13 protein-coding genes are annotated in these 13,344 nt (G+C 62.8%); 9 read left to right on the top strand and 4 right to left on the bottom strand.

The window, feature by feature from the left end:
- Positions 1-128: 128 nt before the first annotated feature.
- The 3 genes from flhA to NKG99_RS01075 are packed head-to-tail and all read left to right on the top strand — an operon-like array spanning position 129 to position 3,345.
- Entirely contained in the window at positions 129-2,216 is a 2,088-nt protein-coding gene (flhA, locus tag NKG99_RS01085; RefSeq protein ID WP_352863347.1) for a flagellar biosynthesis protein FlhA, read from the top strand.
- The gene (fliR, locus tag NKG99_RS01080; RefSeq protein ID WP_352863345.1) at positions 2,213-2,965 is read left to right on the top strand and encodes a flagellar biosynthetic protein FliR; all 753 of its coding nucleotides are present in this window, start codon (positions 2,213-2,215) and stop codon (positions 2,963-2,965) included. Before flhA ends, fliR begins: the two co-directional genes overlap by 4 nt.
- A gap of 2 nt (positions 2,966-2,967) precedes the next feature.
- Entirely contained in the window at positions 2,968-3,345 is a 378-nt protein-coding gene (locus NKG99_RS01075; RefSeq protein ID WP_352863343.1) for a hypothetical protein, read from the top strand.
- 61 nt (positions 3,346-3,406) lie between these two features.
- Here the strand turns inward: NKG99_RS01075 and NKG99_RS01070 are convergent, their stop codons facing one another.
- The gene (locus tag NKG99_RS01070; protein ID WP_352863341.1) at positions 3,407-4,270 is read right to left on the bottom strand and encodes a DUF1194 domain-containing protein; all 864 of its coding nucleotides are present in this window, start codon (positions 4,268-4,270) and stop codon (positions 3,407-3,409) included.
- Positions 4,254-5,252 (bottom strand): DMT family transporter, encoded by a 999-nt coding sequence (locus tag NKG99_RS01065; protein WP_352863339.1) that lies wholly within the window; start codon positions 5,250-5,252, stop codon positions 4,254-4,256. Before NKG99_RS01065 ends, NKG99_RS01070 begins: the two co-directional genes overlap by 17 nt.
- Before the next feature lie 153 nt (positions 5,253-5,405).
- Here NKG99_RS01065 and NKG99_RS01060 point away from each other — a divergent pair, with 153 nt between their 5' ends.
- The 5 genes from NKG99_RS01060 (at position 5,406) to NKG99_RS01040 (ending at position 9,695) form a co-directional block, all read left to right on the top strand.
- Positions 5,406-7,391 carry a BTAD domain-containing putative transcriptional regulator gene (locus tag NKG99_RS01060; RefSeq protein ID WP_352863337.1) on the top strand — a complete coding sequence of 662 codons (1,986 nt, stop codon included), beginning with the start codon at positions 5,406-5,408 and terminating at the stop codon, positions 7,389-7,391.
- A gap of 122 nt (positions 7,392-7,513) precedes the next feature.
- On the top strand, positions 7,514-8,086 hold the full coding sequence (locus tag NKG99_RS01055) for a rod-binding protein (RefSeq protein ID WP_352863335.1): 573 nt from the start codon (positions 7,514-7,516) through the stop codon (positions 8,084-8,086).
- Positions 8,087-8,184: 98 nt separating this feature from the next.
- The gene (locus tag NKG99_RS01050; RefSeq protein WP_352863333.1) at positions 8,185-8,610 is read left to right on the top strand and encodes a hypothetical protein; all 426 of its coding nucleotides are present in this window, start codon (positions 8,185-8,187) and stop codon (positions 8,608-8,610) included.
- 85 nt (positions 8,611-8,695) lie between these two features.
- Positions 8,696-9,211 (top strand): hypothetical protein, encoded by a 516-nt coding sequence (locus NKG99_RS01045; RefSeq protein ID WP_352863331.1) that lies wholly within the window; start codon positions 8,696-8,698, stop codon positions 9,209-9,211.
- A gap of 199 nt (positions 9,212-9,410) precedes the next feature.
- Complete coding sequence (locus tag NKG99_RS01040) at positions 9,411-9,695, top strand: SCP2 sterol-binding domain-containing protein (RefSeq protein ID WP_056582750.1); 285 nt, start codon at positions 9,411-9,413, stop codon at positions 9,693-9,695.
- Between the two features lie 82 nt (positions 9,696-9,777).
- Here NKG99_RS01040 and NKG99_RS01035 read toward each other — a convergent pair whose 3' ends face one another.
- Both NKG99_RS01035 and odc2 read right to left on the bottom strand, forming a co-directional pair.
- On the bottom strand, positions 9,778-10,377 hold the full coding sequence (locus NKG99_RS01035; protein WP_352863330.1) for a GNAT family N-acetyltransferase: 600 nt from the start codon (positions 10,375-10,377) through the stop codon (positions 9,778-9,780).
- A 96-nt stretch (positions 10,378-10,473) separates the two neighbouring features.
- Positions 10,474-11,607, bottom strand: coding sequence for an ornithine/lysine decarboxylase (gene odc2 / locus NKG99_RS01030; protein WP_352863328.1), 1,134 nt, complete (start codon positions 11,605-11,607; stop codon positions 10,474-10,476).
- 539 nt (positions 11,608-12,146) lie between these two features.
- On the opposite strand from odc2, the gene NKG99_RS01025 reads away from it, so the two are divergent.
- Complete coding sequence (locus tag NKG99_RS01025; protein ID WP_352863326.1) at positions 12,147-13,343, top strand: amidase; 1,197 nt, start codon at positions 12,147-12,149, stop codon at positions 13,341-13,343.
- The last annotated feature ends 1 nt before the right edge of the window (position 13,344 follow it).

Raw genomic sequence — 13,344 nt, 5'->3', positions numbered from 1 at the left:
AAGTCGGCCGGCGCGAATGATCCTCGCATGATCGTTCGAACTAGCCAGTCTCCCACCCTCGCGCAAGCTTGGCGGGCTACCCTCACAGGGCTGTCGCGCGCTCGGCAGTCTAAGGTTTTGAGGACGACATGGCGATCAGCGAAAGCATCCAGCCCGGCGCGGTGGCCAAGAACGGCCGCGACGTTTTCTTCGCCATCGGCATCGTCATCATCCTGGCCGTGCTGTTCCTGCCGATCCCGGCCTTTCTCATCGACATCGGCCTCGCCTTCTCGATCGCGCTTTCGGTACTGATCCTGATGGTGGCGCTATGGATCCAACGGCCGCTCGATTTCTCGTCATTCCCGACCGTGCTGCTCATCGCCACCATGCTCAGGCTATCGCTCAACATCGCCACCACGCGCATGATCCTGTCGCATGGAAACGAGGGTACGCACGCCGCTGGCTATGTCATCGCCGGCTTCTCCAAGCTGGTGATGGCCAGCGACTTCGTCATCGGCCTCATCGTCTTCATGATCCTGATCGTGGTGAACTTCATCGTCATCACCAAGGGCGCCACCCGTATCGCCGAAGTCGGCGCCCGCTTCACCCTGGACGCCATCCCCGGCAAGCAGATGTCGATCGACGCCGACCTCTCCGCCGGTATGATCGACGACAAGACCGCGCAGTTGCGCCGCCGCGAGCTGGAAGAGGAATCCTCCTTCTTCGGCTCGATGGACGGCGCCTCGAAATTCGTCCGCGGCGACGCCATCGCCGGCCTCATCATCACCGCCATCAACATCGTCGGCGGCATCGCCATCGGCTACATCAGGCATGGCATGGGCATGGGCGAAGCCGCCGACGTGTTCATCAAGCTGTCGGTCGGCGACGGCCTCGTCACCCAGATTCCGGCGCTCATCGTCTCATTGGCCGCCGGCCTGCTCGTCTCCAAGGGCGGCACCCGCGGCTCGACCAACCAGGCGGTGTTCGGCCAGCTCGGCGCCCACCCGCGCGCCCTCTACGTGGCGGCATCGCTGCTCGTGCTGCTCGGCCTGATGCCCGGCCTGCCGCTGTTCCCGTTCTTTGCGCTCGCCGCTGGCATGGCCGGCCTCGGCTACGTCATCCCGATGCGCCACAACCGCGCCGTCGCCGAAGCCGAGGCGATCAAGGACCAGGAGAAGGCGACCAAGGTCGAGGAGGAGAAGAACTCGGTCAAGGCCTCGCTCGCCACCGCCGAGATCGAACTCTTGATCGGCAAGCAGCTGTCGACAAGGCTGCTGACGTCGCATCAGGAACTGGTTTTCCGCATGGGGAAGATGCGCAAGAAATTCGCCACCCAGTACGGCTTCGTCGTGCCGGAGGTGCGTGTCGCCGACGATTTCGCCATCCCGCCGAAGAGCTATCAGATCAAGGTGCACGGCACCGTGGTGGCCGAATACCAGATGCGCGTCGGCGAGATCATGGTGCTGCTCGGCAACCGCGACATACCCGAAATACCGGGCGAGGAAATCCGCGAGCCGGCCTTCGGCATGCGGGCCTATTCGGTGGTCGAAACCTTCGCCGAGGATCTGAAGCGCGAGAACTACACCTTCGCCGACAACATGTCGGTGCTGCTCACCCATCTCTCCGAGGTCATCCGCAACAACCTGCCGCAGCTTCTGTCCTACAAGGACATGAAGGCGCTGCTCGAACGGCAGGACCAGGAATATCGCAAGCTCGCCGACGAGATCTGCACCACGCACATCTCCTATCCCGGCCTGCAGGCGGTGTTGAAGCTGCTGCTCGCCGAGCGGGTCTCGATCCGCAACCTGCATCTGATCATCGAGGCGATCGCCGAGATCGCGCCGCATGTGCGCCGCACCGAGCAGATCGTCGAACATGTCCGCATCCGCATGGCCCAGCAGATCTGCGGCGACCTCTCCGAGAGCGGCGTTTTGAAGGTGCTGCGCCTCGGCAACCGCTGGGACCTCGCCTTCCACCAGAGCCTCAAGCGCGACGCCAAGGGCGAGGTGCGCGAGTTCGACATAGACCCACGCCAGCTCGAGGAGTTCGGCCAGGACGCGACCAAGGCGATCAAGAAATTTCTGGAAGCCGGCGAGCGTTTCGTGCTGGTCACCGCGCCCGACGCCCGCCCCTATGTGCGCATGATCATCGAGCGGCTGTTCACCACGCTGCCGGTGCTCAGCCACGTCGAAATCGCCAAGGGCGTCGAGATCAGGGTGCTCGGAACCATATCGTGAGCGTGCTCTCGCAAGGCGTCGTCATCGCGGCGTTCCTCGCCTTCTGCCGCATCGGCGCCTGCTTCATGCTGATGCCGGGCCTGTCCAGCGCCCGCGTTCCGGTCCAGGTCAGGCTGTTCGTGGCGGTCGCCGCCACCGGCGGCCTGCTCGCCTTCCTGTGGGACAAGATCTTTCCCTTCGTCGACCCGCGCCCGCAGATCCTGGTGCCGATGATCATCTCGGAACTGCTGGTCGGCGGCCTGATCGGCGCCATGACCAGGCTCTACATGGAAGCCCTGCGGTTCATGGGCTCGGCCATCGCCATGCTGATCGGCTATGGCGGCAGCGGCGGACCGGCGATCGAGGAGCCCGAACCCCAGGCGGCCCTTGCCGCCATCATCTCGTTTTCGGCGCTGCTGATGCTGTTTGTCTTCGATTTCGACCACGAGATAGTACGCGCGCTGGTTTCTTCCTACACGGTCGCGCCGGTCAATATCTTCTTCAACCCGCAGGCGGCACTCGTCGATGTCACCGACACGGTGTCGGACACGTTTTTCCTGGTCATCCGCCTCGGCAGCCCGTTTGTCGCCTATGCCATTCTCGTCAATCTGACGATCGGCTTCGTCAACAAGCTGACCCCGCAGATCCCGATCTATTTCATCTCCCAGCCCTTCATCATCGCCGGCGGCATGATCATCTTCTACTTCGCCATCGGCACCATGCTGTCCTTGTTCGTCGACGGCTTTGTCGACCTGACGTTGGCGAGATAGAAATGAGCACGCGCAAAGACCGCCTCAGGAAATTGGTGAAGGTGCAGGAGCAGCTGAAGGCGCTGCACGAAACCCATCACGCCACCTTCCTTGCGGCAGCCAGCGCCGCCGAGGCCGAAGCCCGTGATCTGGTCGGACATTTCGACCAGGCCGATTCGCTTTCCGGCCTGTTCCCCGATCTCTACCATCGCCGCATCGCCCAGGCCGTCGTGCGCCAGGAGGCGAACCTGGCAAACGCGAAGCAGGAAGCCAGCCTCATCGCCGCCGCGACCGCGCGCACCAACATGGTCGAGCGCGCCTACAAGGACGTGCGCAACCGCGACGAGCGCGAACGCTCCGACCGCGAGCGGCTGGATATTATCGCGCAGAAGCGGCCATGAGGAGTGCCGAGTCCTGATCGTTGGCCAAACCCATCAAGCTGATCCTCTCAAACGTACGGAATTACGGTTGCGAAGAACGCCCATCCGCCTGTTGCGGGAATTGTCGGCCGACGTCCATGCTTACTTCAGTGACCAGCTTGCGGCGAAGGGCCATGGCGTAGTCGTTTGGCCCCTTCGGCGTTATGACGAAGGCTTGCGAACCGCCAATGACCGATTTGGCAAAGTAGGATGCCAACGGTTGATCGGGATTCTCATCTTGCGTTGGAATGGCGATCGCGTTGATCGTATACCCCTTGGCAATGGCGTTCAGCCTGCTCGGCTGAACAGGAAGTCCGTCGTTGTTCTCACCATTGGAAGAGATGTCGATTACTTTCTTGGCCGCCTTTCCGGGAAACTGGTCGAGCAGAAGACTTCCAACGTCAATAGCGGAGGAAACGGATGTTCCTCTTCGCCCTCTACGGGTGAAGCCGGTATCCCCTTTCTTGCTGATCACCGACGCGGCCGCTCTGGCATCCTCCAGCCCGCAGATGTTTGTCCACGGCAGCACAATGCGTGTGTGCCCGGGACTCGACCATTCAAAGTAGGCCACGCTGATGCAGCCAACGTAGTTCCGCGTGATGGCCGCGATGATCTCTGGCGAAGTGAGCGCCGCGGCATGACCCTCACGCTGTAGATCGGCAATCTCTGGATCGATCGAGGACGAGAAGTCGACAGCGAATACAACGGCAACGTCAACGTCGGCTGCGTGTGCCTGCAGTCCCCAAAACACCGAAGCTGCAAGTATCCCCGCCACTCTCAAATACGAATTGATCCGTCTTGCCGGTTCTCTGGTCGATCGCCGAACCTGCCGGCGAAAGCCGGCCGCTGCAGACGTGCTGGGCGGCCGTCGGGTTGGGAATACGTTCGCATCAACCGCAAGGGTCATCACATTCCTCCATTGGACCTGAATTGGCGGCGGCACGATCGCCCGGCCAGGCTGCTGGAGTAGCGGCAATGGCAAAGGCCGCGTCGAAGGGTTGAACCGGGCGGGCCAACAAGGGCGCGCATGCCTGCGGCGTTCGGTTCGACATTGCGACGGACAGGATCGCACCGAGAATGATCGCTGCACCCAGTGCGCCCGCGGGTGAGTACCGTTCGCCGAGGAAGATCGCCGCGCCCAACGCCCCGAAGACGCTTTCGGCACTGACGATCACGGCGGCATGACTGGCCGGGGTGAAGCGCTGGGCGGCAATCTGTATGCCGAAGGCGATTGCGGTGGAGAACACGCCAAGGACCGCGAGTTCCGGGCCGGCCGCAAGTGCAGCGGCCAGCGACAGGTTGCCTTGCAGTGCCCCGAGCGGCAGGGCAAAGGCGGCGGCGCCGAGGAACTGTGTCGCCGCAGCAGTGAACGGCCGCGCATGGGCCTGCATGTGCCGGCCAAGCTCGACCATCCAGAGCGCATAGCAGGCAGCCGACAGCATGGCGGTGAGATCGCCGCTGCCGAGGCCGGCGATCCCGCCGGACAAGAGCATGGCACCGACCATTGTCAGCCCGGCGGCGGCGGTGAGGCTCGCTGTCGGACGTTCGCCGATGAGCAGCCAGGCGGCCAGCGGTGTCATCACCGTTGCCGTGCTCACCAGGAAGCTTGCATTCGTGACCGTGGCGCCGAGATAGCAAAGCTGCTGAAGCGTGATGGAGATGGCAAACAGAACGCCCATCCTGGCCAGGCTGGAAAGATAGCCCGGCCCGGCGGGCAGTCGCCTTTCGGTCAAGACGAAAGGCAGCACAAGCAGCCCACCGATCAGGCAGCGCAGGCCGACGGCATTCAGCGGGTCGAGATGAGCAAGCACCGTCTTTTGCGCGACATTGCCGAGGCCCCACAAAGCGGCTGCAAGAAGCAGCAGCAAATTGGCTCTAGTCTTGGACACCCGCCCCCCTCGAGCCAAAGCCAGTTGTTGGCTCGGTGACCCTAATTTAGCACAGCCTAAATGACCTGCCGTCACGACAGCGCTTGAGTGCGGGGCGCTACAGTTTGCGAAGCGTTAGTTTTGAGTTAGAATTTCGTCAGGCTGGGAGAGCAAATGCAAAATGAGGGCGGCGGCGCCACAAATAGAATCTCACTCTTCGGTGGTTTCCGGATCGAAAATGGAACGGCTGATCCGCTTCGGCTGACCGGAAAACGGGGTCCTGCGATCGTTGCTTATCTGGCCCGTAGTCCCGGCATGGTGGCGACAAGGGAGAGACTGGCTGATCTGTTTTGGGGTGACAGCGATAGCGAACACTCGCGCAACAGCCTGCGGCAAACCCTCAGCGTCCTGCGTCGGGATCTGTCACGCGCCGGTGTGGATATTATCCATTCCCGCGGGGAATTGATCGGCCTCGCGCCAGACGCGGTTCGAGTTGACGTGGAGGAATTCGAAGCAGGCCTCTCGGCCCGTTCCGTGCAGGAACTCGAAAGGGTTCTGGCGAACTACACCGGGCCATTCCTCGACGGACTTTATCTGGGGAGCAGTGGATTCGATGACTGGGTCGCATCCGAACGCGACAGGCTGCTCAGCCGCGCTCTTGAGGCCTTCGAAAAACTGGCTCGTCTCGTCGACGCGGAAACCGGGGTCATCCTGGTCGATCGTGTTCTGGCCATGGAGCCGACGCGGGAAGAATCCTATCGGCTCAAGATGGAATTGCTCCTCGCATGTGGCCAACGCGACAGGGCGCTCAGGACATACGAGGCTTGCAGAAGCATGCTGAAGAAGGAGTTCGGCGTCGACGTCGGACCGCAGACGCGAGCGCTTTGGCAATCCGTGCTCTCTGCCGCCGACACGGCGCCAAATGTGCAGTCGGCAAATACTGTTCCAGCCAGCCAGCGCTTCGGGCGCCCATCGATCAGCGTTGCCGACTTCATCAATCTGACCGGAAAGCAAGGCGACGACTTTTTCGCCAAGGGACTCGTCCAGGACATCACCACGGCCCTCTCCGAGGTAGCCGATTATGTCGTGCTCTCCGCGCTGCCACCCTCGGAGAAGAACGGCCCTGCCGAAGAAGCCAAAGCCCCGGGAACGCTCCGGGCGCAATATGTGCTCAGCGGCAGCGTCCAGAGATCCGGCAATGGGCTGAGGGTGAACATCCAGCTTGTCGATGCCGCCGGCGGCCACAACGTCTGGGCCCAGAAGTTCGACGGCCACTCCGAGAACGCGCTCGAATTCCAGGACAGGATCGCGCAGTCTGTTGTTCTGGCCGTGATCCTCGACCTTCAACTGACCAACTGGAAAGTCCGCGACAAGAGCTCGCCCGGTCCCCCGGAAGTGCGCAGGTTGGTGAACGAAGCTCTCATGAAATATTTTGAAATGACCCGGGATTCGCTGTTGGTCGGGATAGAGCTTGCCGAGAAGGCTGTCTCGATAGGTCCCGACAACGCTCGTGCGAAGCGAACGCTCTCGATCGTAATTTCCATGGGCGTGGCGTTTGGCTCGCTGCCCCGGGAGCCAGGGCAGATCGAGCGTGCGGTCGAGCTTGCGGAAGCAGCGGTACGGGCAGTGCCTGACGACGAAATTGCCCGCTGCATCCTGTCATTCGCTCTCGAAAGTTCCGGTCGCATCGACGAGGCGATCGCCGAGTGCCAACATGCGATCAGCCTCAACCCGAGCTATCCGACCGGCCACGGCGACATTTCGATGCTCTTTGCGTTGCGCGGACAGGTTAGCGAAGCAGTACGTGAGGCCAACGAGGCAATCCGGCTCGGAACGCATGACGTCATCGACTTCTGGCGTCACCATGGCCTGGTTGTCGCACTGTTCGCCGGCGGAGACGATCAGCGGGCGCTCGAAGTCGCCCGCAAGGTGGTCAGGACAAAGCCGGGATTCGTTCGCGGCGCCCTTTATTGGGCTGCGGCCGCGTCGGCAACCGGGAACAACGAAGAGGCCTCGCGGGCCATCCATCATTGCCTGTCACAACTTCCCCATCTCAACCTGGGTAATGTCTGCCCCGGCTTTGTGCCGCGCTATGTGAAGGATCATTATCACGCGAGATTCCTTGAAATGCTGTCGAGGGCCGGCCTTCCTGCTTCCTAGTGGAACCTGGCTACGCGACCGGGATCCGGAGAAACCAGATCAAGCCTGCCGCTTGGCAAGCCTGCCACAAGCTTGTTGAGGCATTGTCTGGCTAAGGAAAACCGACAAAAAGGCGGACTTTCTTGGCGATTTCTCCACCCAGCGACATCGTTATGGATGTGGCCCGAGCCGTCGATCCGACGGATATCGAGGCCGCCCGCGCCGCGCTGACGAAGCGGGCCGGTGGTGCTGCGGGTGCGTTTTCGGTCGACAGCGCCGCTTCGGTCGATGCCGGCTCGGTCCTGTCGCGCGCTACTGCCGACAAGGCCGCCGCCGCAACCGATCCCGCCAAGAAATTCAAGAAGTTCGAGGCGATGGTGCTGCAGACCTTCATCCAGAACATGCTGCCCAAGGACACCGAAGGCGTCTACGGCAAGGGCCTGGCCGGCGACATGTGGAAATCGCAGCTTGCCGAGCGTGTGGCCGACGTCATGGCCGAACGTGGTGGTATCGGCATCGCCAAGTCGATGCTCGCCGACCACTATGTCGAAGGCAAGCGCATCGTGCCGGTCGGTCCGGTTTCGGGCGGGCCGGAAAGGACCGAGATCGATCAACAGAACAGTCTGTCGACCTCGCTGGTCCACGAATTGCAGCGCAGGGCGGCGCGGTCGATCACTGGTGACGAGACCATCGTCAAGACAGACATCAAGATCTAGGACATGCCCCGGAACCGGGAACCGGTTTTGGGAGGGATCATGCTCAACCATTGAGATAGTGCGTATCCGAGTTTCAATCTAACCAGACCGGGATTTTCATGGCCGACTTTTCGGAATTCACCGCCAACCTGCCAGCACGCACGACCGCGTCGGAAGCGCCGATCCCGTTCGCGCGGCCTGGCAACCTCGCCGCCATCATCGGACGTATCGAGGAAGTGGTCGAGGAAGAGACGGCCGGCATCCGCAACGCCACCAACTATGATCTCAAGGCATCGAACGCCCGCAAGAGCCGCTATCTCTACGAGCTGACCCGCGCCATGAAGGGCGGCAGCGAAGCCGAATTCCTCGAACAGCACCGCGACGGCCTGACCCGGCTGCGCCAGAAGCTGGCGAAGAACGAGGCGGCGATCCTGGCGCACCTCAGCGCGGTCAACGAAGTCGCCAGCCTGCTGCGGCACGCCATCCAGCGCGCCGAAACCGACGGCACCTATTCGGCCGGCGAATTCGGCTGGGCAAAGGCATGATCCCGAACACAGGGAACGCATTTGCGATCCTGCTCAGGCAGGAGGGCAACGCCGCGTTGGCATCTCAAGGCCGTGACGAGGCCCGATGATCAAGGTCATCGCCATCGCCGTCTGGATCTGCGCCGCCACGCTCGGCGCGGTGTTCTATTCGTTCCAGGCCGCGGGCGAAAAGGGCGTCGGCGAAACGCCGAAGCCGATGCTGGGCGGCCTCGACTACGTCAAGACCGATATCATTTCGGTGCCGTTGATCCGCGATTCGCAGATCGGCGGCTATTTCCTGACAAAGCTCGTCTACACGGTCGAACCCGAGCAGATAAAGAAGCTGTCCATTCCGGCGGAAGCGCTGATCACCGACCAGGTCTATTCCTACCTCTATTCCAATCCGCAGATCGACTTCACCAAGAAGGCGACGATCGATCTCGATGCCTTCCGCGCCGCCATCCGCGATACCGTCAACGCGCGTGTCGGCGCCCCTTTGGTGCATGAGGTTCTGATCGATCAGGTCAATTTCCTGTCGAAGGACGAAATCCGCGACAACTGGCTGCGCCGCAAGAAAAGCGAGACGGCTGCGGAAATGACCAAGGCGTTCAAGGAACACTGAATTGCCCTGCTCATGGGTTCCGACCAAATCGGGCCCCACCTGCCGCGAGGGCAGGAACCAGCCACCGGAATCCGCGTTGACGTAAACGTCAACGCAAAGCTATATGCGGGCAGCGACCGTGATCGCGAAACCGCGGCACGGGCTTCGGCCGGATCGAAGCGCCGTTGCGAGACAGATGCAACCAGACAAGGAGAACAGCGTGAGCGTTCAGGAGATTGCCGAGAAGATCAAGTCGCGCGTGGCAAGCAGCGGGTTCGATCGTTCCGTGAAATTCGACACTGGCAGCGACGGCGTCATAGTCATCGACGGCGCGACCGTTTCGACATCAGACGCACCCGCCGACTGCACCATCAAGCTCTCGCTCGACGACCTGGATTCGCTGATCGCTGGCGATCTGAATCCGACGATGGCCTTCATGACCGGCAAGATAAAGGTCGAAGGCGACATGACCGTCGCCATGGCCCTCAGCCAGCTGATCGGCTGACCACTATCAGACAAACCAACGCTGCCCAATGGGCGGCGTATTGTTTTGAATGAAGACGCGCCGCTTCAGGCGGCCTGAAGCATCAGGCCGCCGAATTCAGTTCCTGCGTCTTCAGCTTGCGCCCCGCCGCCTTCAACGTGCCGTGCACGCCATCGAGCGCGCCGTCCACCAGTTCAAGCGCCAGCAAACGGTGCCGCTCGTAAGGTCCCGGCATGGCGAGCGAACCGGTCCTGGCGGCGGAGAAGCCGAAGCGTCCGTAATAAGGCGCATCACCGACCAGCAGGATCGCGGCGTGGCCAAGCCGCGCCGCCTCGGCGATGGCATGGCGCATCAGCGCCGAGCCGATGCCGGCACTCTTGAGCGATGGATCGACGGCGAGCGGTCCAAGCAGCAGCGCGGCCGGACCACCCTCGCCCAGCGTGACATCCCACAGCCGCACGGTGCCTGCCACGTCGCCCGAAGCATCGTGGGTGACAAAGGCCAGGCCTTCAGAGGGCCGACGACCACGCCGCAGCTTCTCCGACGATTTTTTCCGCCGCTTCGGCCCCATGGCCCGATCGAGCAACGCCTCGCGCGCCGCGACATCGGCGGCGGTTTCGGCAATGACGGCAATGGCACTCTCCCCCCTTGAGGGGGAGATTCCGCGCGCAGCGCCTTCAACAATGAAATTTGCAATGTCCATTTCCGCGATCCTTCACGAGCGGAGGTTGTTCCACAGGCGAACCCGGATGGGCGCCGGACGCCCACCTGGGATGATCTGACCGGTTCTTTCGAACCGTCAGATCACGTAGGATCGGAGAGGCTCGAAGCCGTTGAAGGCGACCGCCGAGTAGGTGGTCGTGTAGGCGCCGGTGCCTTCGATCAGCACCTCGTCACCGATGGTCAGCGACAGCGGCAGCGGGTACGGCGTCTTCTCGTACATCACGTCGGCCGAATCGCAGGTCGGGCCGGCGAGCACGCAAGGTGCGGTCTCCGTGCCGTCATGGCGGGTGACGAGTGGATAGCGGATAGCCTCATCCATCGTCTCGGCCAGGCCGCCGAACTTGCCGATGTCGAGGAATACCCAGCGCACATTGTCGTTGGCGGCCTTCTTCGAGATCAGCACGACTTCCGACTTGATGACGCCGGCGTTGCCGACCATGCCGCGCCCCGGCTCGATGATGGTTTCCGGGATGGCATTGCCGAAATGCTTGCGCAGCGCCGAGAATATCGACTGGCCATAGGCCTGGGCCGCCGGCACGTCACGCAGATAGCGCGTCGGGAAACCACCGCCCATGTTGACCATCTTCAAGACGATACCTTCCTCGGCGAGCGTCGCGAACACCACCTTGGCGTCGGCCAGCGCGCGGTCCCAAGCGGTCAGGTCGGTCTGCTGCGAGCCGACATGGAACGACACGCCATAGGCGTCGAGGCCGAGTTCCTTGGCATGGCGCAGCACGTCGACAGCCATCGCAGGCACGCAGCCGAATTTGCGTGACAGCGGCCACTCGGCACCCTCGCCATCGGTCAGCACGCGGCAGAACACGCGCGCGCCGGGAGCGACACGGGCGATCTTCTCGACCTCTTCGACGCAGTCGACCGCGAACAGGCGGATGCCGAGCTGGTAGGCGCGTGCGATGTCACGCTCCTTCTTGATGGTGTTGCCGAAGGAAATGCGGTCCGCCGGCGCACCGGCGTCCATCGCCATCTCGACTTCGGCAACGGAAGCGGTGTCGAAGGACGAGCCCATCGCGGCAAGCAGGCGCAGGATTTCCGGCGCCGGGTTTGCTTTCACCGCATAGTAGATTTTCGAATCGGGCAGCGCCTTCTCGAAGGCGCGAAAATTGTCGCGCACGACGTCGAGGTCGACGACCAGGCAAGGGCCGGTCGGACGTCGGGTGGCGAGGAAGTCAAGGATGCGCTGGGTGGCCATCGGGGTCTCTCCATCAGCGCCTTTCGGGCGCCATAAGGCTGCGGGACGCAGGCTGTCAGCCTCGCGAACACGCGGTGGACAAAGGCGGGACGGAAATCCATGGAACCAGCCGGTGGAGACCCCGGAACCATGAAGCGCCGTCTCGCGGCGGTGAACCTTGGCCTTGCCCGGCCTCGGTTCGCTTTGTCTGCCTTGGCTTGGATGGGAGACCCGTCCGCACTGCCGGCAATGAAGGTGTGCCTCTTCAGTAACCCCGGTTTTTGGACAACCGGCAGAACACCAGAAAGGCCCGCACCGTCGTTGCTTCAAGGTGTCCTCGGGCTGGCGGTTGGCCGCTAGACCGACTGGAGGGGTTGGCTCCAGTTACCTTACCGATTTCCCTCACCATTCGAGGACCGGCGGACACCCACAGGCACGTGCGACTTTGGGCAAGCGCGATATAAGGGCGATGGGTTTCACAATCAATAAAAATCGCATCCGAGGTTGTAAAATTTCTGGCATCGAACGATGTTGCGGCAACCGTATCCGGATAGCGAACGATGACAGGCACCCACGGCCCTCTCAACGCCTTTCTCGATCTTCGCCAGATGCCGGTGGCGCATGCCGAGCTCGGCCCGCTGGCCGGCCTGCGGCTGGCCGTCAAGGACATCTACGACGTCGCCGGCTATCGCACAGGTTGCGGCAACTTGCAGAAATTCACTGACAGCCACGCCGCCTCGCGCACGGCCCCGGCCGTGCAGATGATTCTCGATGCCGGCGCGCGCTTCGTCGGCAAGACCCAGACCGACGAGCTTGCCTTCGCGCTGTTCGGCCAGAATGCGCATTTTTCGTTTCCGGTGAACCCGGCAGCGCCAGACCGCGTCACCGGCGGCTCGTCATCGGGGTCGGCGGCGGCGGTGGCGGGCAGGCTGGCCGACATCGCCACCGGCTCCGACACCGGCGGCTCGATCCGCGCGCCAGCGAGCTTTTGCGGTCTGATCGGGCTGCGCACCACGCATGGGCGCATTTCGCTCGATGGCACGATGAAGCTGGCGCCGAGCTTCGACACGTTCGGTTGGTTCGCCGACGATATCGAGACCTACGAGACCGTCGGCAAGCTGCTGCTCGGCCGCGACCCCCACCAGCACGCACTGGACCGGCCGCTGACGCTGGAATGGCTGGACGCGCTGGTCGCCGGCCCGGCGGTTGCCGAATATGCTCGAATGAAGGCACTGGCGAGTACGGTCTTCGGCGCGCCGGCGACGGCAGCGACGCGCTTCACCTCGTCTCCGGATGAACTCTACTGGTGCTTTCGCCGGCTGCAGGCCAAGGAGGCCTGGGCGGTGCATGGCGAATGGATCACCAGTGGCGAGCGCCACCTCGGTCCCGGTGTCGAGGAGCGTTTCGGCTTTGGCCGTGCCGTCGACGACAAAACAGCCCAGGCCGAGAAGGTGCGCCGGCTGACCTTTCGCGGCGAACTGAGCGCCCTGCTGGGCAAGGACGGCTTCCTTGTCCTGCCGACGGTGCCGGGCCCAGCTCCCTACGTGGACAGCACGCCGGAGCAGTTCCAGGCCTATCGCGAACGAGCGCTTCAACTTCTGTGCCTGGCCGGCCTGTCCGGTTTTCCACAGGTCACCTTGCCCATCGGGTCGGTCACCGGCGCCCCGTTCGGCCTGTCGCTGCTTGGCCCTTCCGGCAGCGACATTGCCCTGATACGGCTCGGCCGGAAACTTCTCGACGCGGCACGAAAGGCCTGAC

The organism is Mesorhizobium sp. M1409 (assembly GCF_040317535.1).
Classification (GTDB): domain Bacteria; phylum Pseudomonadota; class Alphaproteobacteria; order Rhizobiales; family Rhizobiaceae; genus Mesorhizobium.
Note: the sequence above shows the minus strand (reverse complement) of the source record. Positions and strands in the feature narration are given on the sequence as shown.